The 22,378-nt window shown below is 33.9% G+C and carries 17 protein-coding genes; 3 read left to right on the forward strand and 14 right to left on the reverse strand.

Annotation, left to right across the window (positions count from 1 at the left end; genetic code table 11):
* Positions 1–7 precede the first annotated feature (7 nt).
* From FLAPXU55_RS13790 to truA, 4 genes are all read right to left on the reverse strand, one after another.
* Positions 8–2,596: a zinc-dependent metalloprotease gene (locus tag FLAPXU55_RS13790; RefSeq protein WP_180858389.1), complete on the reverse strand. Its 2,589-nt coding sequence runs from the start codon at positions 2,594–2,596 to the stop codon at positions 8–10.
* Between the two features lie 85 nt (positions 2,597–2,681).
* Positions 2,682–4,253: a sensor histidine kinase gene (locus tag FLAPXU55_RS13795; protein WP_180858391.1), complete on the reverse strand. Its 1,572-nt coding sequence runs from the start codon at positions 4,251–4,253 to the stop codon at positions 2,682–2,684.
* 13 nt (positions 4,254–4,266) lie between these two features.
* Positions 4,267–6,021 (reverse strand): ABC transporter ATP-binding protein, encoded by a 1,755-nt coding sequence (locus FLAPXU55_RS13800; protein ID WP_180858393.1) that lies wholly within the window; start codon positions 6,019–6,021, stop codon positions 4,267–4,269.
* Between the two features lie 96 nt (positions 6,022–6,117).
* Entirely contained in the window at positions 6,118–6,852 is a 735-nt protein-coding gene (gene truA / locus FLAPXU55_RS13805; RefSeq protein ID WP_180858395.1) for a tRNA pseudouridine(38-40) synthase TruA, read from the reverse strand.
* Between the two features lie 495 nt (positions 6,853–7,347).
* On the opposite strand from truA, the gene FLAPXU55_RS13810 reads away from it, so the two are divergent.
* Both FLAPXU55_RS13810 and FLAPXU55_RS13815 read left to right on the forward strand, forming a co-directional pair.
* Positions 7,348–9,276, forward strand: coding sequence for an SPFH domain-containing protein (locus FLAPXU55_RS13810; protein WP_180858397.1), 1,929 nt, complete (start codon positions 7,348–7,350; stop codon positions 9,274–9,276).
* Positions 9,277–9,473: 197 nt separating this feature from the next.
* Positions 9,474–9,968, forward strand: a complete 495-nt coding sequence (locus tag FLAPXU55_RS13815) for a metallophosphoesterase family protein (protein ID WP_180858399.1) — start codon at positions 9,474–9,476, stop codon at positions 9,966–9,968.
* Between the two features lie 4 nt (positions 9,969–9,972).
* Here the strand turns inward: FLAPXU55_RS13815 and FLAPXU55_RS13820 are convergent, their stop codons facing one another.
* From FLAPXU55_RS13820 to FLAPXU55_RS13830, 3 genes are all read right to left on the reverse strand, one after another.
* On the reverse strand, positions 9,973–10,857 hold the full coding sequence (locus FLAPXU55_RS13820) for a sensor histidine kinase (RefSeq protein ID WP_235992050.1): 885 nt from the start codon (positions 10,855–10,857) through the stop codon (positions 9,973–9,975).
* Between the two features lie 64 nt (positions 10,858–10,921).
* Positions 10,922–11,584: a response regulator gene (locus FLAPXU55_RS13825; protein WP_053471699.1), complete on the reverse strand. Its 663-nt coding sequence runs from the start codon at positions 11,582–11,584 to the stop codon at positions 10,922–10,924.
* Between the two features lie 160 nt (positions 11,585–11,744).
* Positions 11,745–12,161: a DUF4293 domain-containing protein gene (locus tag FLAPXU55_RS13830; RefSeq protein ID WP_053471698.1), complete on the reverse strand. Its 417-nt coding sequence runs from the start codon at positions 12,159–12,161 to the stop codon at positions 11,745–11,747.
* A 184-nt stretch (positions 12,162–12,345) separates the two neighbouring features.
* Between FLAPXU55_RS13830 and rho the strand changes: the two genes are divergently transcribed.
* Positions 12,346–14,148: a transcription termination factor Rho gene (rho, locus tag FLAPXU55_RS13835; protein ID WP_180858403.1), complete on the forward strand. Its 1,803-nt coding sequence runs from the start codon at positions 12,346–12,348 to the stop codon at positions 14,146–14,148.
* A 151-nt stretch (positions 14,149–14,299) separates the two neighbouring features.
* Here rho and FLAPXU55_RS13840 read toward each other — a convergent pair whose 3' ends face one another.
* The 7 genes from FLAPXU55_RS13840 to FLAPXU55_RS13870 all read right to left on the reverse strand — a co-directional run bounded on the left by FLAPXU55_RS13840 (position 14,300) and on the right by FLAPXU55_RS13870 (position 22,360).
* Positions 14,300–15,322: a M28 family peptidase gene (locus tag FLAPXU55_RS13840; protein ID WP_180858405.1), complete on the reverse strand. Its 1,023-nt coding sequence runs from the start codon at positions 15,320–15,322 to the stop codon at positions 14,300–14,302.
* Positions 15,323–15,331: 9 nt separating this feature from the next.
* Positions 15,332–16,300: a DUF3667 domain-containing protein gene (locus FLAPXU55_RS13845; RefSeq protein ID WP_053471695.1), complete on the reverse strand. Its 969-nt coding sequence runs from the start codon at positions 16,298–16,300 to the stop codon at positions 15,332–15,334.
* Between the two features lie 162 nt (positions 16,301–16,462).
* Positions 16,463–17,236, reverse strand: a complete 774-nt coding sequence (locus FLAPXU55_RS13850; protein ID WP_180858407.1) for a dienelactone hydrolase family protein — start codon at positions 17,234–17,236, stop codon at positions 16,463–16,465.
* Positions 17,237–17,334: 98 nt separating this feature from the next.
* Positions 17,335–19,533, reverse strand: a complete 2,199-nt coding sequence (locus tag FLAPXU55_RS13855; protein WP_180858410.1) for a penicillin acylase family protein — start codon at positions 19,531–19,533, stop codon at positions 17,335–17,337.
* A 2-nt stretch (positions 19,534–19,535) separates the two neighbouring features.
* Positions 19,536–20,387 (reverse strand): cyanophycinase, encoded by an 852-nt coding sequence (locus tag FLAPXU55_RS13860; protein WP_180858412.1) that lies wholly within the window; start codon positions 20,385–20,387, stop codon positions 19,536–19,538.
* A gap of 13 nt (positions 20,388–20,400) precedes the next feature.
* On the reverse strand, positions 20,401–21,888 hold the full coding sequence (locus tag FLAPXU55_RS13865; protein WP_180858414.1) for a M20/M25/M40 family metallo-hydrolase: 1,488 nt from the start codon (positions 21,886–21,888) through the stop codon (positions 20,401–20,403).
* A gap of 19 nt (positions 21,889–21,907) precedes the next feature.
* Positions 21,908–22,360, reverse strand: coding sequence for an Lrp/AsnC family transcriptional regulator (locus tag FLAPXU55_RS13870; RefSeq protein WP_180858416.1), 453 nt, complete (start codon positions 22,358–22,360; stop codon positions 21,908–21,910).
* Positions 22,361–22,378 lie beyond the last annotated feature (18 nt).

Below are 22,378 nucleotides of genomic sequence, written 5' to 3' on the forward strand. Positions count from 1 at the left end.
TTATGTATTAAAAGGTTGTATTGTTCAAAGCTTTGTCGATTCGTTGTATTAAATCGCGGTAATGATTTTGGGTCGATTCATCTCCGGTACTTCTTTTTGTTCTTAATAATTGAAGTACTTTTGTTAATTCCCCTTTTTTATCTGATGTTACTTCTGTAACTCTTTTTAAGAAAGAATTATTAATGTTTCTCGCCATATGTGCATCATCTAAAGAACATAAATGAGGCATTTGTAATGTTTCTTGTATTTGGATTGTTTTTTTAACATCCGTTTTTTCAAATAATTTATTTGTCGAAATAATTAAAACATCTACATAATTCTTTTGTGTCATACGCTCCAGAATAGTAAGTGATTTGTTTTGGATAGTTCCTGCAAATACATTCTGATGCATTTTTTTAAACAATTCATTTACGGTAAAAACCTTCTCGGTGGTTTTATTTCGCTGATATAATTCATTTTCTGTCATTCGAAGTAAACGGTCATCGCTGAATAAACTATATATAACATCATATTGTAATGCTCTTGACATTGTATATGGCGTGTACTCATAAGGCCCAAAAGGAGAATCTTTCAGCGGATTTGTTTTGTCTAAAACGTCATTAAAAAACAACCATTGCGGAATTGTAATTACATTTTTTACTAGATAATCTACTGCTCTTTTTTGCATTGCTGCAGGAACCGGAACATAACTCTGTTTGTTATCACCGTGAACTGTTGGGTTTAAGTAAACACCGCCAATATTGGTTAATACATGACCATTGTACGTTTGCCATTGTCCGATAGCTCCAATATACAGTTTACCAGTTTCGTAATAAGACTTATCTTTATCGTAGGACCAGTTTAAGATATTATCTACAACACGTTTTAAGTTTTTCAATCCGTACTCGCTTGCTTTTACAGCATCGTTTCCTAAATCTTCAGACTGCGAACGAGGATCGATTTGAGAGCCTTGCTCACCGTAAAAATAAATTGGGTCGTTTTGATGTTTTGTAATAGCTTCGTTTAGTCTTGCCGTTTCATTTTCGTTTGGACCGTACCATCTGTACCCCCATTCGATAGCGTATTTGTCGTACTCACCAATTTTTGGGGTAATTGCAGTTACGTTATCTTCCGGTTGTGCTACATAATTGTAACGGGCATAATCCATGATAGAAGGAGCAGTGCCGCCCATTTTTTCCGTGAATTCTTTAGAACGTAAAGATTCAACATCATAAGCGAAAGAAGCGCCCATATTATGTTTTAATCCAAATGTGTGTCCAACTTCATGAGACGATACAAAACGAATTGCTTCGCCCATATGTTCCTCACTAAATACATTTCCTCTTGCTTTCGGATCGATTGCTCCGGTTTGAATACGCATCCAGCTTTGAAGCGAAGTCATAACATTGTGCCACCAAATAATGTCGGCTTCAATAATTTCTCCGCTTCTTGGGTCAACAACCGAAGGGCCCATAGCATTGGATTGTGGTGATGCCGCATAGGTAATAACCGAATAACGTACATCATCAATGTCAAAGTCTAAATCTTTTTCAGTAGGTTCTTTAGCAATAATTGCATTTTTAAATCCCGCTCTTTCAAAAGCAACCTGCCAATCGTGTACGCCTTCAATAATATATTTTCTCCACTGTTTTGGGGTCGATGGATCAATATAATACACGATTGGTTTTTTAGGTTCTACTAATTCACCTTTCAAATATCGTTCTTCATCTTCTTTCTTTGGTTCTAAACGCCAGCGGGTAATCAATTCTTTTTCAAGCATTGCCTGCTGTGCATCGGCAAAATACCAATGCTTTTCAGAGAAGTAACCAATTCTGTTATCAGAAAAACGAGGTTTCATTGGAGTTTTATCCAATAAAATAATATTACTTGTCACACCAAGGGTAATTGGTAATGACGATGTGCCTTCGACGAAAGAAGTTGAAAGCTGCGATTTTATTACAATATTTTTTGGGAAAGCTTTTAAACTTTCTATGTACGATAAATCAGATTTTACAGAACCTCCAATACCAGTGTTGCTCAAAACATCATTGAAGCTTTTTTGTTTTCCGTCAAAAATCTTATTTACTTTAATTACTACAGCGCTCGAATCGTTGTTTTTGGTTTCAATATCAAAAACTTCAATTATAGATTCAGAGAAATTGTCAATTACAGATGCTGTAATGGCATCTTCTTTTGGTGAAGAAACTTTAGGAACATATGTTTTTACCCAAACTTTCTTTGCAATTGTATCTTTATAAAAAGAAATGATTTTGTTTTCATAATTCATTCCCTTATTTAAACCAGCTTCGTTAATTTGGAAAGGAACTTGTGATAATTTGTTTACAATCAGAAATTCTCTTTTAAATAAACTATCCTGAATTTCAAAATAAACATCAGTCTTAACCTGAATGATATTGAACAGCCCTTTTTTTAATGTGCCCTTTTTTATAAGATCACTATATTTTTTTCCTTTTTTGGAGTCAGTAGAATCTTTTACAACTTCAGTCTCTGTTTCTTTTTTCTTTTTCTTTTGCGAAAGAACTGTAACAGGAATGAATAATAATAAAATTAATAAGCAAAGTAATTTTACATTATGTAGGAATGCCTTTTCCCTCATTTTGGTGTTAAGTTTAAGTTAATTTTCATCGAAACTATTCGAATTTAGTTCAGAAAAAAAACAAAACGGAGTGAATGGCTTTTTTTTAGGAGTGAATGGATATTAAAGGTAAAATACAAACGAAATTGCCGTCTTTTTCTGAGGTTTTTAAATTGGTTCTGGAGTAGAAAGTATAGATGCTCGACAGGTATTTTAGACCAAAATTAGTGCTGGGTTCACTGTGAGCCTTTTTTTGAAGATTATTACTAATAATTACCTGATCTTTCTGTATTAAAATTTCTGTTGTCAACGGATTTTCGACCGTTGCCATATTATGCTTAATAGCATTTTCAACCACTACCTGAAATGCCAGATATGGAATAAATTTTTCTAAAGCTTCTTCGTCTTCGATTTTTATCGAAAAGAACAATTCTTCCTTAAAACGGGTTTGCTGTAAAAAGATATATTTCTCAATAAATAATAATTCATCTTTTAGTGAAACGACATTTTTTTCTGGCGGATCAATTAAATAACGATAAATGCGAGAAAGATTCAGCGTAAATTTCTGCGCCGTTTTTACATCGCTTCCCACTAACATATATAAGGAGTTAAGCGAATTGAATAAAAAATGCGGATTTATCTGTTCTTTTAAATGCTGAAGCTGAATAAGGGCTTTTTCTTTTATAATTTTTTCGTTCTCTACCAGAAGTCGGTTTTTTTCTTTAATTGCAATTCCTTTTTCTCTATACGCGCGTCTGTTTGCATATGAGAATAAATAGAAAATCAGCAAAAGCATAACCGTTGTAATCGAATAAATCCAAGTTGAATATTTATTAATCAACGCTACATTTTCGTCACTAACATTTTTTGGGAAATTAACACATATAAACCAATGTGTATTTCTAAGGTCTAATTTTTTTGTAAATCGAATAACATCCAGCCCTAAATATTCAGACATCGCAACTCTTTTTGCATAATCCTGCTTTTTAGTAAATATGGTATCAATTGCGCGGGTAGAGGAAATCTCATAAATATTTTTTCCTATAAAATTCAATTCGGGATGATAAATACATCTTCCTGATTTATCAAAAATAAAAGCATAATTGTTAGTCGATTTGACATCTATACTGGAAAAATAATCAACAAGTTTTTTTAAGTTAATATCGTAACCATAACGAACAACTGTATTTTTTGAAGTAAGTCTGAAATAAATTCTCCAGACCCATTCTTGTCCCTGCGGAATAATAACATTGATATGATCCTGATCTTTATTTTTTTGGATAAAATCTTCTGCATCTTTTTTTAGGTCATCCGAAATAGAATCGGTTCCAAACTGAATTTTATTATCATTTATCTGAAACCAATTATTGGCTACCAATAAATTGGTGTTTTGAACCGAAGACAAAACATGTAAGTTAGAAGCCAGTTCTTCTGGTCGGCTTATTTTTAAAACATGCTTTATTCTGTTTTCCTGTTCCAGAAATTTCGAAAATTCCTGAGACAAAAATTCCTGCTTTTTAATAAAGTTGCGCTGTGCTGACTCTTCATTTGCTTTTTCGGTAAGATCAGTAATCAAATTACTCAATATATATACAGAAGAAACAGTAATAAGAATAGAGACGGCTACATAAATTAAAAATGCACGTCGGGATGTTATTTTTTTTAATCTAAATCTCAAATTGTTTTATAAATTAATTCGCAACCGAAAATTGAGAATCGTATAAGTTTTTATAATAACCATCAGTTTTCGATAACAATTCCTGATGTGTTCCTTGTTCCACAATTAAACCTTTATCCATAACTACAATTTTATCAGCATTTACAATTGTTGCCAATCGATGCGCAATAATAATCGAAGTTCTTCCTTTAGTAATCGTTTCCGTTGCACGCTGAATCAATTCTTCAGAATAGGTATCAATTGAAGAAGTCGCTTCATCCAAAATCAAAATACTTGGATTACTTACATAAGAGCGTAAAAATGCAATTAACTGTCTTTGTCCGGACGAAAGCATAACGCCGCGTTCTTTTACATCAAAATCATAATTATCAGGAAGGCTCATAATAAAGTCATGAACACCAATTTTCTTTGCAGCATCTAAAACCTGTTCGCGGGTAATTTCAGGATTATGAAGCGTAATATTATTGTAAATCGTATCGGCAAACAAAAACACATCTTGTAAAACCACTGCGATTTGTTTTCTTAATGAAGCCAAAGTATAATCTTCAATATTTTGCCCGTCAATGTAAATTGTTCCGCTGTTGATTTCATAAAAACGGTTCAGCAAATTGATAATGGTAGATTTCCCGGCTCCAGTAGAACCCACAATTGCAATGGTTTGTCCGGAATTTACAGATAAATCAATCCCTTTTATTACTTCTTCCTCTGGAATATAACTAAAACGAACTTGTTTAAACTCGATGCTTCCGTCAAAAACCGGAGCTTCAATTTTTCCTGTATCCTGAATATGATCTTCGGTATCTATAATATCAAAAACACGATTGGCAGCAATCATTCCCAACTGCATCTCGTTAAATTTATCTGCAATTTGGCGCAGCGGATTAAAAAGCATTCCGATGAACATAGTATACGAAAACAAATCTCCAAACGTGGTAAAGTTATCGCCGTTTAAAATTTTGAACCCGCCAAAAACAACTACTAAACCTAAAGTAATCGAGGAAATAATATCGGCAATAGGGAAGAAGATGGAGTTGTACAAAATGGTTTTAATCCAAGCAACTCTATGTTTGTCATTAATAACCCTGAAATTTTCGGCTTCGATTTTTTCACGGTTAAAAAGCTGAACGATTTTCATTCCCGTTACGCGTTCCTGAACAAAGGAATTCATATTGGCAATCTGTGTTCTTACTTCCTCAAAAGCAACCTGCATTTTACGCTGAAAAATTCGGGTAATGTAAACCAGAATTGGCATTGCAACAATGACAATCCAAGTCAGCTTCCAGTTCATGTAAAACATAAAAATCAAAACCACGAGCATTTTCATCAAATCACTTATAATCATAAATAATCCCTGACTGAAAATACGTGCAATCGATTCGATATCTGAAACGGATCTGGTAACCAATTGTCCAACCGGAACTAAATCAAAATATTTCATTCTAAAGCTTAAAATATGTTTGAAAAGTTTGTTCCTAATATCTTTTACAATATCCTGCCCAAGCCAGTTTGCCCAATACACAAAATAGAACTGAGAAAAAACTTCCATCAACAAAACGCCTCCCATTAAAATAATGTATAATAGTAAACCTTCTTTGTCGTGTGTCTTGATATAGCCGTCGACCGTTTGCTTTAATAAGTATGGTCGAAGTGCTGCAAATATGGAGAGCGAAACCGCAAAAATAATAACGCCGTAATAACGCCACTTATAAGGTTTCGTATATTTTAAAATTCTTTTAAATAAACCAGTATCAAATGCTTTTGCTTTCATTTTTTTTTGATGCTTTAAGCTTTAAGCTTTAGGCTTTAGGCAATAGGCTTTTAATAAAGTGCTTGAAGCTTACTGCTTAAAGCCTATAGCCTACAGCTATAAATAATCGTAATAAATTTTGGTTAAATATAAACCATGCGCCGGAACCGAAAACCCGGCTTTTTCCCTGTTTTTGCTGGCAATAATATTTTCAAAATCAGCCAGCGTAATTTTGTGCAATCCTATATTAATCAAAGTTCCCACAATTGCCCGAACCATATTTCGTAAAAAACGATTCGCCGAAATTGTAAAAACCAGTTTGTTGTTTTCATTTTTCCAATACGCCTCAAAAATCGTGCAGTCAAAAGTATTAACATCTGTATTCACTTTCGAAAAACACTGAAAATCGGTATGGTTTAATAAAAGCTTTGCTGCCTTGTTCATTAAATCAATATCTAACTTTTGATTTACATACCAGCTCAATTCCTCTAAAAACGGATTTTTTACTGTATTAATATGATATTCGTACGTTCGTTTTGTAGCGTCAAATCGGCAATGCGCATCATCGTGAACGGGAATTATATTATAAACCGCAATATCTTTTGGTAAATACGAATTCAGCTTGTGCACCAAAACCGGAATATCAATTGATTTTTCTAAATCAAAATGCCCGTACATTTCCTCGGCATGAACACCAGTATCTGTTCTTCCGGCACCCATCACATTTATCTCCGAATTCAATAAAACTGAAAGTGCCTTATTTAAAGTTTCCTGAACTGATGATGCGTTAGGCTGAAACTGCCAGCCATGATAATGAGTTCCGTTATAAGCAAAATGAATAAAATATCTCATTGTGAGGTACAGAGGTTTTTTTTAAGGTACAGAGGTACTGAGGTGCAAAGGTACAAAGGTTTTTTTGAAGATGCTAAGATTCTGAGTTGCTATCCCGATAGTTATCGGGACTAAGTTTTTTTATCCTCAATTAATGGGTAGAGACGCACAGCAGTGCGTCTAACGCCAGATTGGAAATGCATTATATATTATAGGTATAATATTTCCGATATATTTTAAAATCGATAAATATCCATTTCAATAAAAATCTAAAAACAAAACTTAGAACCTTAGCTTCTCAGAATCTCAGAATCTTTGTTAAAATCCCTTAAAACCCAAAATGCAAATCATAGTTTGCCCAGCTAAAAATCGTGTCACAAATTGACAATTCCAACGATATAATTAAAATCATTTTTTAACATTTTTGGTCAGAAAATTCCAAATGTTAATTTTTAAAATTTTTCATTTTAACATTTCATATTTCTCCTATGTTTGTACCATTAAATATCTAAAACTATGAATGAAATTACCTCTTATTGGTGGATACTTTTAATTGTATTTGCCATTCTTTTTTACAAATTTATTTTACGTGTTTTCTTCGGAATGGTAATAGTTCCAGAAGATAAAATTGGTTTAGTGACCAAAAAATTCGTTTTGTTTGGCACGGACAAATCATTACCAGACGGCCGAATTATCGCTACAAAAGGTGAAGCCGGTTATCAGGCAAAAACACTTGCTCCGGGTTTATACTGGGGAATGTGGATTTGGCAGTATTCAATAGATATGACTGGTTTTACATTAATTCCGGAAGGAAAAATTGGACTGGTTTTAAGTAAAGACGGAAAAGAAATTCCAACCGGAAGAATCTTAGCCAGAAAAGTAGAAAGTGATAATTTTCAGGATGCAACTGCCTTTTTAGACAATGGAGGTCAAAAAGGACGTCAGACCGCTTTTATCACAACGGGTTCTTACCGTATTAATACATTTTTGTTTGAGATTGTAATTGCAGATCAAATTAAAATTTTTGAAAACATGATTGGTATTGTAACTGCTCTGGACGGTGAACCAATTCCGCAGGGACAAATTGCAGGTAAATTTGTTAACGATCATAATAACTTTCAGGATTTTGATAAATTTTTGGAACATGGCGGGAATCGTGGTTTGCAGCCTCAGGTTATGTTAGCCGGTTCTTACTATATCAATACTTGGGGAGTTTTAATTGAGCAAAACCCAATGACAGATGTGCCAATTGGTTATGTTGGAGTTGTGATTTCTTATATTGGAGAAGACGGACAAGATGTAACCGGAGATACTTTTAAACACGGTAATATTGTTTCAAAAGGACAGCGTGGTGTTTGGATGGAACCTTTTGGACCTGGAAAATATGCGTTGAATAAATACACCACAAAATTAGAAGCAGTTCCAACAACGAACTTAGTTTTAAACTGGGCAAACGCACGCAGCGAATCACACGATTTAGATAAAAATCTTTCTACAATTACGGTTCGTTCAAAAGACGGTTTCCCATTCAATCTTGACGTTGCGCAGATTATTCACGTACCGGCAGCAGAAGCTCCAAAAGTAATTGCTCGTTTCGGAAGCATGAACAACTTGGTTTCTCAGGTTTTAGAGCCTACAATTGGTAACTATTTCAGAAACTCGGCTCAGGACAGCGATGTGATTTCGTTCCTGACAACCAGAAAAGAGCGTCAGGAATCGGCTAAAAATCATATCAAATTAGTACTTGATGAATATAACGTAAATGCGGTTGATACCCTGATTGGAGATATTGTTCCGCCAGATTCATTAATGAAAACTTTAACAGACAGAAAACTGGCTGAAGAAGAGCAAAAAACCTACCAAACCCAAAGAATGGCGCAAGAGCAGCGTCAGGGAATGGAGAAAGAAACGGCAATTGCTGATATGCAGAAAGAAATTGTACGTGCTTCTCAAAGTGTTGAAATCGCTCAGCGTACTGCAGATGCTACAGTTAAGAAAGCAGAAGGGGACGCAACGAGTTTAAAACTGAATGTAAACGCAGAAGCAGAAGCTACAAAAATGCGTGCCAATGCAGAGGCCGAAGCAACAAAAGCAAGAGCAGGAGCACAGGCAGAAGCAACTAAACTGAATGCTAGTGCCGAAGCCGAAAGAATTTCAAAAACCGGTCTTGCAGAAGCTGAAAAGATTATGGCAATTGGTAAATCTACTGCAGAAGCATACCAGCTTCAGGTTAGCGCAATGGGAGGCGATAACTTTACGAGATATAAAGTAACCGAGGAAATTGGTAAAGGAAACATCAAAGTAATTCCAGATGTTTTAATTTCTGGAAATGGTGGTTCTGATGGTTCAATCAGTGGTTTATTAGGATTAAAACTAATGGAAATGATGGATACCAAAGACTCTAAGGATTTGAAAGAAGTTAAAAATCAAAATCCGAAGAAATAAAAACAGTGCTGCAGACCTGACAGGTTTTAAAAACCTGTCAGGTCTAAACCAACCGTAAATAAAAATCCGATCTAACAGATCGGATTTTTTGTATTTATAAAGAAATGAAAACCTGACGAAAGACGTACTGCTGTGCGCCTCTACAGAAAAAACCTTTGTATCTTTGTTTCTTTGAACCTTTGTCCCTTTAAAAAAGAATGAAAAAAATCCTTCTGCTTTCCGATACTCACTCTCATATTGATGATGTTATTTTAAAATATGTCAATCAGGCTGATGAAGTCTGGCATGCTGGAGATATTGGCGATTTACATGTTACAGATACTATAAAAAAGCTAAAACCGCTTCGTTGTGTTTACGGAAATATTGATGATGCGCAGGCAAGATTAGAATTTCCGCTTCATAATAGATTTTTATGCGAAAATGTTTCAGTCTGGATTACGCACATTGGAGGTTATCCGGGAAAATACAATCCTGGTATTAGGGAAGAAATGGCTTCAAATCCACCGAAATTATTTATCTGCGGACATTCGCATATTTTAAAAGTGATGTTTGATAAAAAAAACAATTTATTGCATATGAATCCCGGTGCGGCAGGAAAAAGCGGTTTCCATCAAATGCGAACTATGCTTCGTTTTGTTATTGACGATGATAAAATAAAGGATTTGGAAATTATCGAGATTGGTAAAAAATAAGGCTTTATGAAATCGGAACTTTTATTTTAATTGAGGTTCCCGTATTTTCATCTGCTCTTGAAATTATAGAAAAACTTCCTTTTAATTTTTTAATTCTCACCCGAATTCGGTTTAAACCAAAACCTTCAATTTCATTTAATTTTTCGGCACTAAAACCTATTCCGTTATCATGAATAATAATGATTAACTGGTTGTTGTTTTCATGTATTGAAATTTGGGCTTTTTGCGCTTCGCTGTGTTTTATAATATTGTTGAATAATTCTGAAACAATGAAATAGAGTTTGGTTTCAAATTTTTCAGAATATCGCGTATCTGTTGCAACAGAACTTGTAAACTCAAAATTAATGCTAGAATTGGAGTTTCGTTCGCATAAGTCTTCTAAAGCATAAATCAATCCAAAACGAACTAAAAGAGTTGGCACAAGATCATGCGAAATATCACGCAGCAGATCGTGGACTTCTGATAAAATAGCTTTTGCCTTTTGAATTTCTTCGGATTGTATATTGTTTTTAGCTGTAAAAACATTCAAATGTAATCCGGCAGAAGAGAGAAGCGAATTGATATTGTCATGTAAAAAAGCTGCGATCTTTTTTTGTTCAGTTTCCTGACTGTCAATCCCTGCATTTATTACATCTAAAAGGATTTTTTGTTTGGTGTCTTTTCGCTTAATTTTTTGCTTTAGTTTATTGTTTTGATAAACGAGATAAAAAAGAAAAAATAAAATCACGATTAGAACAACAAATAGACTTACCACTTTTTTGTTTCGTAACTGTTCTCTTTTTGATTGCTCAGAAAACTCTTTTTTTGCTGGTTTTACAATAGAAATATTAGATTCTTTTGATGTAGTATTTTGCTGGCTGAAAACCTTATCTCCAGTAGAGATAAGCATAATAAGCGATATTAAAATTCTAATAAAAAACATATTTCGGGATATTATTCTCTTGATTTTTAATTTATGGGTTTATTAGGTTGTTTTTTAAAGCATATTTTACAAGCCCAATGGTGTTTTTTATATTGAGTTTTTTCATAATATTTTTGCGATGCGTTTCGACTGTATTTATACTGATAAAAAGCTGCTCGCTTATTTCTTTTCCACTGTATTCTAAGCAAATGAGTGTTATGATTTCCATTTCCCTCGGACTTAAAATTGGATTTTCAGTATAAACATTCTTGCTTAATTTGGGATTATTTTGAGAAAACATGCTAAAGATTTTTTCCCGTACCGCATCAGAATAATATTCCTGATCCTGATATACAGCATCGATAGCTTCAATGATGTTTTCACCGGCACATTTTTTAGTCAAATAGCCTTTGGCACCCAATTTCATTACTTCTTTAATGATTTTTAAATCATCATAACTGGATAAAATAATTACTTTACAAGGAAATCCTTTTTGACTGAATTCTTTTAAAACCTCAATTCCGTCTTTTTGCGGCATACTGATATCCAAAACTAAAATATCAGCCTTATTACGGACTACATCATCATATATAGTGAGACCATTCAAAGAACTGCCGGCAATTTCAAAATTTGGAACTGTCTGCAGTAAATTGGTCAGTCCATCAATAAGAACCTGATGATCATCAGCAAGGTGTATCTTTATTTTATCTGCCATAAGTAATTTAGAACAAAAAGCAAATTTATGAATAAATTATCTTACAAAATTGTTTTTTGAAAATCATTTCAGATTTTACCTTTTGTTTTAAAAATCAGGCACAAAAAAACCCGAATATAAATTCGGGTTCTCTTCGCACAAAAAAATTAAGTTTATAGGTTTATCTCAAACGATCTACAGATTTTACAAGATCTTCGTCCTTCTTGATGGCCTTATTAGCAAGAACTAATAACACGATAGCAACAATAGGAAGAAACATCCCAATACCTTTCTCTGACACAATTGTTGTTGTGTCTCCAGATAAATTTAGAGAGCGGTAAACAAATAATCCTAATAAAATTAAATTTAATATTATGTTCAGTCGATTCATCACAAACTGATTTTGTCTCTTTTTGTATGAAATAATACTAACAATCGTAAGCATTGTGCTTAAGCCTAGTAAAATTGTGTAAAACTGGTCTTGCATAAAATAGAAAGCTTTCCCAGTATTTAATGTCCAAAGCGGCATAAAAAACATTAAAACCCCTGTAACAACAAAGGTAAGAATTAGATATACGGTTTGAATTCTTTGTATCATGATCTAAAATTGTTTTACAAAAATATATTTTCTTTTTTTAAAATACTATTGTATGATTAAATTTTATTCGTATTATTGCATCATAATACCGTAAGCACTTCATACTGCGGGCAATTGAAAAAAAATATCTACCTATTCTTTTTACAGTATTTCCTTTAAAATAATTAAACTCATAGAACAATTCATGTTTGATATTTCTGCATTAAAAGAAATGAAGCTTTCTGAGCTTCAAGAAATAGCTAAATTAGCTAAAACAATAAAGATTAATGGCGTTAAAAAAGATACTCTGATTACTCAGATATTAGCGCACCAGGAGGCGGCATCAGCACCGCCTGCAGAAACTATTGCAGAAAAGGAAGCAAATAATGACAAGCCAAAAAGAGCCCGAATTGCTCCGGTTAAAAAAACAGTCAGTAAAAATGCCCCTGTTCTTGAATTTGATAGTGTAGAGGAAGCTCCAAAGGAAATTGAAACTCCTGCGGCTGTAGAAGAAAAGCAGACAGCACAAGCTGAAGAAGCTGTCGAAACTAAAACTCCGGAGAAAAAAGGACCTAAAATTGTAAAATTCAATAAGTCAGCTTATGAAAAAAAGGTCGCTCTGCAAAAGGAAAAAGAAACTGTAAAAGAAGTAGTTGCTGCTGAAGAAGTTACAGAAAATGATACAACAGCACCAGTTGCTGAAAAAACTGAAAATACTGCCTCGGTTAAAAAGATTAATCCTAATCAGAATAAAAACCAAAATCCTAACCAGAATCCGAATCAAAACCAAAACCCAAACCAAAATGGGAACGGAAACGGAAATAATGGGAATCATCAAAACCAAAACAATAAAAATAAAAAGAACAATAATTTCAGGGATTCAGATTTTGAATTCGACGGAATTATCGAAAGTGAAGGTGTTCTTGAAATGATGCCTGATGGTTACGGATTTTTACGTTCTTCTGATTATAATTATTTAGCTTCACCGGATGATATTTATTTATCAACTTCACAAATCAGATTATTTGGTTTAAAAACCGGAGATACTGTAAAAGGTGTGGTTCGTCCTCCAAAAGAAGGCGAGAAATTTTTCCCTCTTGTTCGTGTATTAAAAATCAACGGACATGATCCGCAGGTGGTTCGTGACAGAGTTTCTTTTGAACACCTGACCCCGGTTTTTCCTTCTGAAAAATTCAAGTTAGCCGAAAAAGGCAGTTCTATATCAACCCGTATTATCGATTTGTTTTCTCCTATTGGAAAAGGACAGCGTGGAATGATCGTTGCTCAGCCAAAAACAGGTAAAACAATGCTTTTAAAAGATATTGCCAACGCAATTGCTGCTAATCACCCAGAAGTTTATTTGATCGTTCTTTTGATTGATGAGCGTCCTGAGGAGGTTACAGATATGCAGAGAAGTGTTCGCGGAGAAGTTATCGCGTCAACTTTTGACAGAGAACCGCAAGAACACGTGAAAATTGCCAATATCGTTCTTGAAAAAGCAAAACGTTTAGTAGAATGTGGACACGATGTTGTTATTCTTTTAGATTCAATTACACGTTTAGCAAGAGCTTACAATACAGTACAGCCGGCATCTGGAAAAGTGTTAAGTGGTGGTGTTGATGCTAATGCATTACAAAAACCAAAACGTTTCTTTGGAGCGGCCAGAAATGTAGAAAACGGAGGTTCATTAAGTATCATCGCAACTGCATTGACAGAAACAGGTTCTAAAATGGATGAGGTTATCTTTGAAGAATTCAAAGGAACCGGTAACATGGAACTTCAGTTAGATCGTAAAATTGCAAACAAACGTATTTTCCCTGCAATCGATCTTACTTCTTCAAGTACACGTCGCGATGATTTATTATTGGACGAGAAAACATTACAAAGAATGTGGATCATGCGTAAATATCTTTCAGATATGAACCCGGTAGAATCTATGGATTTTGTAAACGACCGTTTCAAGAAAACAAAAAACAATGAGGAGTTTTTGATTTCTATGAATGACTAGGAAGAGGTGCAAAGGCTCAAAGTGACAAAGTGACAAAGGTTTTATTTTGGAGCTTTAGCTAAATTATAAAATATAAATAAAAAAAGGATAAGCTTAGCTTATCCTTTTTTTATGATTTAAGTTTCAAAAAACTCTGAACCTTTGTCACTTATTATTTAATCGGTTCATCAACCACCGGTCTATTCTCTCTATTCGCTAATTCCCAAGCTAGTACGAAAGCCAGTTTTGTTCTTTTAGTTAAAGCGTCGTATTCGATTTTTTGAGGTTCGTCGCCTTTTCCGTGGTAATCCTCGTGAACTCCGTTGAAGAAGAAAATTGCTGGAATACCGTGTTTTGCGAAGTTGTAGTGGTCAGAACGCTCGTAAAAGTGATTTGGATCTGCTGGATCGTTAAATTTAAAATCTAAGTCCATTTTGATGTATTTTTCATTTTGAGCCACAACCGCATTGTGTAAGTCAGATGATAATCTGTCGGCACCAATTACATATACATAATTGTTTGTGTTAGCATGTTCAACATCGCGACGTCCGATCATGTCAATGTTGATATCTGAAATTGTGTTTGCAATAGGAAACAAAGGATTTTCAGAATAAAAACGAGATCCGTGTAAACCGTGCTCTTCGCCAGTTACGTGTAAAAACAAGATAGAACGTTTTGGTCCGTGGCCTTGTTTTTTAGCTTTCGCGAAAGCCTTTGCCATTTCAATAACCGCTACAGTTCCAGAACCATCATCGTCAGCTCCGTTATAAACTTCACCATCTTTAATACCAACGTGATCGTAGTGAGCAGAAATTACCAAAACTTCATCCGGTTTTTCAGAACCTTCGATATAAGCCCAGATATTCTCAGAATCAGGTAAATTTTGATTACGTCTTGCATTTAAATAGGATGCAGGAATATGCTGGTAATAATCAGATGCGCCTTTAGGAAATGACACACCGCTTTTTTTGTATTGCTCGATCATATAAAGACCCGCTTTTTTCTGTCCTGGTGATCCGGTTTCACGACCTTGCATTTCATCAGAAGCAACAGTATAAAGCATTTTTTTAAGGTCTTTTTCAGAGATAAGTTTCACGTATTTCGTTGGATCTGAATTATCCTTCGAAGCAACAGACTGCGCATTTTTACATGAAAAAGCCGAAGCAATTAATAATAGAATTACAATTTTTTTCATTATAGTATATTAGTGTAAATTGATAAATGTGTATAAAACATAAAATGTTAGTAAAAATAGAATAAAAAAGAAATTAATAAAGAATAATATTACGCTTTTAACAAACGATACTATTCTGCTTTCTCCATAAAAACGATGATGCGCCGGATAAAAATAGTAACACATCCATATTGTGCCTACAACATTAACGATACTCGCAATAAAGCTAATGGGGCTGTCTTCTCCAAATAATCCAACGACTCTTTCTACAATAAACATAATGAGGAAAATGAGCAGTAAAAACGAGAAATAATGCAGCGTAAAAATTCCGTGATCAAAATAATACCATTTCTTTTTGTTATGGAAAATCCATAGAAAGAAAGCGAAAAATGGCATTATTATAAACAAGATTTTAGGAATATTATGGAAAAACGATTCAATGAATTTTTCTACAATTTCTCTTTTAGAATTATTCTCTGTAACATGAACTGATTTTTCATAAAGCCAGTATTCAAGCTCTGAGAGTTTTTCATCTTCCTTGCCATACTTTTGAATCGAATCGATTTCTTTCATCGTTTTTAATTCAAAATGTGTTTTGTAGGCACCTTTAGTTCCTTTTTTATCCTGATTAATGAGTTTTGTAGAAATTTCTTTTTCACCCTTACTAATTTGATCGCCTACTTTACTTGGAAATATGGCAATTAAAAGAAAAGTAATAAAACTGATAAAAATATAAAGACGAACCGGTGCCAGATAAGATAATCTTTTTCCTGAAAGGTATTCTTTTGTCAGCGTTGCCGGTTTGAAAAGAAGGTTGCGTATTGTTTTCCAAAAAGCATTTTCATAATGCGTTAAATCTTCAAAGAAGTGAATAAACAAATGATGAAAAGTTTTTCTGGAATCTGAATTTTCCTGTCCGCAGTTTGGACAAAATTTTTGCTCAACAACATGCCTGCAGTTTAAACAGGTTTTGTCTTCTCTAATTTTGTTGTGTGACATTGGTTATTTTTGGTTGATTTGATTTTGGTTATTGGTTTGGCCCACGGATTATACTGATTGAACGGGTTTGCACTGGTTTTTTGCCACAAATTACACGAATTAATTTTATTATAATCAGCGTAAATCTGTTTAATTAGTGTCATCCGTGCGCCATAAAAAGTATTATTTTTTAAGAACTTCGTTTAAAAAAAGCTGTAAATGCTCAAAAGATCTTTTTGCTGCAACTGGATTATAAGCAGCCCCTTTTGAATTGTCATTTCCGGCTTCTGGATTTGTAAAAGAGTGTGCAGAATTTGCATAATAAATCATTTGCCAATCAGCTTTTGCATCACGCATTTCTTGTTGGAATGATACAATTTCCTCTTTTGGAACAAATGGATCATCAGCTCCGTGACAAATTAGAACTTTAACTGGAGTTGGTTCTGTTTTTCTTGCTGCATCTTTACCTAAACCGCCGTGAAAAGAAGCAATTCCTTTTACGTTAAGATGTCCACGTACTGCTTCAAGAACTCCGGTTCCTCCAAAACAATAACCAATAGCAACAATATTATCTGCATTTGCTCCGGATTTTACTAATTCCTGCAAAGCTGCATTAATTCGTTTTTGGTAAGCTTCAGGATTGCTTTTATAAAATCCGGCTTGTTTTCCTGCTTCAGAAGTGTTTGTTGGATAATTTCCTTCACCATAGATATCAGCGATGAAAACATGGTAACCTAATTTTGATAACTCTCCAGCAATTCCTTTTGAAGCATTATCGATTCCTAACCAAGCTGGTAAAAGCAGGATTCCGGGATTATTAGCGCTCTTTTTAGCAGATTTTATAAATAAGCCATTCAATGCCTGGCTTCCTTCAGAATATTTTACGGGTTTTAATTGTGCATTCATAGTAGTTGAAAACAATATTGCAGCAAAAATAAGGGTGGCTAAATTTTTCATTTTTTTACAATTTTTAACAAATATCAGAAATATTATGTTACAAAAAAACCTCGGAAGCTATTTCGCGAGGTTTATTTAACACATTTTATCAAACAAAATTATTTTCCGGGATGATAAGTTCGTTCGGCATTTTTAAGAACGTCCTCTTTATAAAACAAAACATCTTTAAATTGTCCGTTTCGATACATTTCTGCCTGATCGGTAAAATGCTTTGAATTGGCGTCGCCGCTGTTTCCGCCGGCTAATAATGATTTTGCTTTTATTTTTGAACCAAATTCAACCGCGCACACAAAACTGTTGCCGTTGTAACCGTATCGTTTTTTAGAATTATTTTGATAATTCGCTTTAAAAGAAGGCAAACTTCCCCACGAACCGGGACCAAAACCAATTGGTAAACTCGGTTGGTTATCATCATATTTTAAATCAATTTCTCCGCTTGAACGCTGAAAACGATTGACCTCGCCCCAAGCCATTTTCCAGGTTCCCCATTTTGAGCTCAATTCTTTTATAACCGTTTGCAGCTGCGGAATCATTTGTGCTGCAGTCGCATTTTTTGCAAAGTTTTTAGTGTTTTCAACCTGATCTAATTCTCCTTCATCTATATAAGCTTTCTGAATAATTGGGTCTAATTTATATGCCCATTCAACGGCTAAAGTTGTGGCAACAGAATTTTCTTTAGCATAATAATCCCAGCTTTTTAGAATTGAAATAGGTTCAGCTAATTCTGAATATTCAACAGATTCCGGTTTTATATTTTTTTCGAAAACATTAATTAAACTCGAAATTAATATTTCAAAAATGGATAATTTAGTGTCATAACCATTCGCGATAACTTTGTCTAAAGTATATTTTTCGTTATTGCTGAAAATTCGAACGGCATTTACACCTCTAAAATTTTCTCCATCAGGAGCCATATAAGGAATATAGTTTTCTTTTTTCGGACTATTATTTCCTGCGACAGAAAATGGGGTAGAGTTACAATTTTGAAGCCAGCCATTTGTTGGATTGTATAAATGAACGGTTTCATTGACATCGTGCAAACCTTTCCATTGTGTTGCAGAAATTGAGCCGTCAACAACTTTTGCCCAGTTTAAAGTTTTATCACGAATTGGAATAAAATTGCCATGCCAATACGCAATATTTCCTTTGCTGTCGGCATAAACCGTATTGTTAGAAGTATTGGCTTTTAAATCCATTGCTTTTTTGTAATCGTCAAAATTGGTCGATTTAGTTCGAATCCAGCTCTGAATCAAACTTGTCATCGAGCGATTATTTGATTTTAAACTAATCCATTTTCCATCGCGTTTGGCCATAATTGGACCGTTATTTGTTGCGTAGGTTTTGAATTTCTTCGGAATTAGTTTTCCTTTTTCCAGATATTTTATCGTGATTTCTTTTTCGATAACAGGTAAAAGTTTAGAATCGAATTCGTAGAAAAGTTTTCCATTTTTATTGGTGATTTTTTCGGCATACATATCCGCAACATCTACATTTGAAGACGTATGCATCCAGCCGCAATTTTCATTAAATCCCTGATAAATAAAAAACTGACCCCACGTTACGGCGCCATAAACATTTAAACCTTCTTCACTTGAAATTTGAACTTCTGGCCTGAAATAAAATGTTGTATGCGGATTAATATATAAAATCGAATTCCCGCTTTCGGTTTTTGATGGTGCAAAAGCAAAACCATTTGATCCTGTTTGCACATATTTTTCTCTTTCTACATACGCCACTTTATCAGTATTCCCAGAATAAAAAGCTTTTAATTCTCCGGTAGAAAGATCTGCGGTGCTAATAGCGCCAATACTTCCGTCTGTCCAAAGCAGCGGAAACCACGGTTCAAAATGCGTTAAAAGTGCAGGTTTTACTTCGGGATGTTTATAGAGATAAAAGTTGATGGCATCGGCATAACTGTTTAGAAGTTTTTTAAGCCAGTCTGGTGCTTTTTTATAATCAGCTTTGGCTTCATCAACATCAATTAAAAGTTTAATTTCTAAATCATTATATAAAACCGATTCGCCTTTAATTTCAGAAAGACGACCAAGTTTTTCTATATAATTCATTTCGATTCTTTTAAAATCATCTTCACATTGTGCATACAATAAACCAAAAACAGCATCGGCATCGGTTTTTCCGTAAACGTGCGGAATACCCCAATTATCGCGGATTATAGTAGCTTTTTCAGCCAGTTTTTCTAATCGGCTGCTTTCTTTTGTACTGATTTTTTGTGCCGAAAGCTGAAAACCAAAACAGATTAAAAAAGTTATTTTTAAGATTTTAGAATACGGAAACATGTTTATTTGATATTAAATTTTTGTCCGGCAGTATAAATGCTCATTTCTAATTTTTCAATCGAAATTAGATTGTCTTTTTTTGCTTTTACAATGCCTTTTGGATTCTTAAAAACAATTACTTCACTTTCTCCGGCAACTTCCACTTTATTATTTCTAACAATAATGGCAGTTGCTTCGTCAATACCAATTCCCGTTAAATCAGGAAATTCAATTAAAGCAGAAAGTAAACGGTTGTAACGGTTTCTTTTTAAAAAATGCTGATCGATAACGACCGTTTTTAATAAACCCAAACCTTTATCAGTTTCGAGATTATCGTATTTAATAACAGAAAAAGTTCCTGTATATTCTTTTTGTAATTTCTGGTTTCCGGTAATCATTTTTTCAGACATTACGGCTGCTCCGGCGCTTGTTCCGGAAATTGTACTTCCGTTTTCGTAGGCTTTTAAAATTGCGGTTTTTATGGGAGTATTATGAACGACTTTCATAAAACGGGTTTGATCGCCGCCGCTTATAAAAATCAATTTAGCATTTTGAACAGAATCTGTAAGGGCTTTATTTTGAGCTGTTTCTTTATTGAAATTCAGCATCACAATTGGATTTGAAGTTAGTTTTACCATTTGTGTTTTAAAAAAGATAAACGAACTGTCCGGTTCTTCGCTTGACATCGGTAAAACCACGATATAATCTTTTTTGCCTAATTCTGCTACATCTAAAACCTGTTTCATTAAATCATCAGAACGATCGCCGCCGCCAATAATAAATAATTTTCCCTTCGGGTTCTGCGCCTGAACAAAACAGCTCGTTAATAGCAAAGAAATAATTGTAAACGATTTGAGAAGTAGCTTATTTTTCATGGTCTATCTTGGTTTAGTTTGGCTGATTTTCTATAAATTTTAAAAGAGAATTGTTGACAATAAATAATACATCCTGTATTTTATCTAAATCTACTTTTGAATCAATATCGCGCGGTGTATGATAATCTTCGTGAAAACCGCTAAAGAAAGTCATTATCGGGATTCCTTTTGCGGTAAACGACGCATAATCACTTCCAGAATGTCCGTTAGTTTCCCATAAATCTAAATTAAACGGGTTTTGAAGTTTAGCGTTACTTTCATTGGCAATTTTCTTTAAATATTCGGTTTCTTTTTGCGTTCCAATACTGAGAATTCTACGCGCTTTATCTTCGGGAGCACTTCTAGAAATCATATCCATATTGATGCAGAGCAGGATTTTTTGATTTTTTAAATTCTGAGCAAAATATTCACTTCCCAAAAGTCCCATTTCTTCGGCAGTCCACGCTGCAAAAAGGATGTTATATTTTGGCTGTATTTTAGATTCTGACCAGTTTTTTGCCAAAGCCAGCATTCCTGATGTTCCCGATGCATTATCATCTGCACCATGATAAATCGAATCATTTTTAATCCCTAAATGATCATAATGCGCACCAACGATAATAGTTTTTGTGGTGTCTTTTCCGGGAAGCATTCCTAAAACATTTCGAACAGAAAAAGTTCTAGTCTGCAAATCAATAGAGAAATTAATAATTGTGTTTTTTAATAGAGCAGAAGCCGTTTGAAGGTTTTGTGCTTTTTTTTCGAATGTTTCTAATGAAATTTTATTGTCTGATAAAAGTTTTTCAGCTGTTGATTTGCTCAATCTGAAAACCGGTATCGAAACGCTGGATTCATTTTTTAAAGAATGAAAAACATCATTTTGATTTGAATTTTTTAGTCTAAAGTTTTGATTATAATCGATAATAACTAAAGCAGCAGCGCCTTTATTTATTGCATTTTTCAGTTTCATTTCTTCTAAATTATTTTCTTCTGGAAATAATTTTTTAAATTTCTGATATACGGCCGAAGTTGTGTCATTATGATTTGGAAAACCTCTCAAAACAACAACTATTTTGCCTTTTACATTTTGATTTTTATAGTCGTCGTAATTTTCCTCAGGAACGCTCAATCCGTAACCAGCAAAAACGACTTGAGTATTTTTTTGTAAAGATTGTGAGATTGGTGTTAATTCAAAATCATTCTCTGAAAGTGCAATAGTTTTGTTTCCTTTTTTGATTTCAAAAGACGCTTTTTTTACGGTATGTTCTAAAACTTTAAAATTTTGAAAATACCTGTCAGGACTATAAGGTTTCAGCTGATATAAACCCATCATCGACGCAATATATTCTGAGGCCATATAACCGCCTTTTTGAGTTGCACCACGTCCTTGCAACCAGTCAGAAGCTAAAATAGAAAGTGTTCTTGTAAAATCACTTTTAGATGGATTTGAAACTGCAGTCTGCGAAAACAGCAAAGATTTACAGCAAAAAAAGGTAAATAAAAGCAATATACGTAGATACATATTTCACCAGATAAATTAATTATAAAATGATATTTCTTTTAAAAGCGCAGCCTAATTCAATAATAGAATCCGTTTTTGCAATTCCCGGAATATTGTCGATTTTCTCGTAAAGAATTCTTCGCATATGTTCGTGATTCTTCGCTACAATTTTGATGTAAAGTGTAAACGAACCTGTTACATAATAACATTCTGTAATCTCGGGAATATTTTTTAATTCTTCGATAATTCTATCCGAATCAGAATCTTTATTTAAAGTAATTCCGGTAAAAGATGCCCAGTCAAAACCAATTTTTTTCTCCTGAATAATAGGTTTTATACCGCCAATTATTCCTTGTTCCAATAATCGGTTAATGCGTTGATGCACCATTGTATTTGATATTTTCAAATTGGCCGCAATGGCAGAAAAAGCCATTCTTCCGTCTTTTTCTAATTCTTTAATTATGTTGATATCAAATTCGTCTAAACTATCCATTTTGTAATGTTAAATTTT

Origin of the sequence: Flavobacterium panici (assembly GCF_903819335.1) — a bacterium.
GTDB classification, from domain to species: Bacteria; Bacteroidota; Bacteroidia; order Flavobacteriales; family Flavobacteriaceae; genus Flavobacterium; species Flavobacterium panici.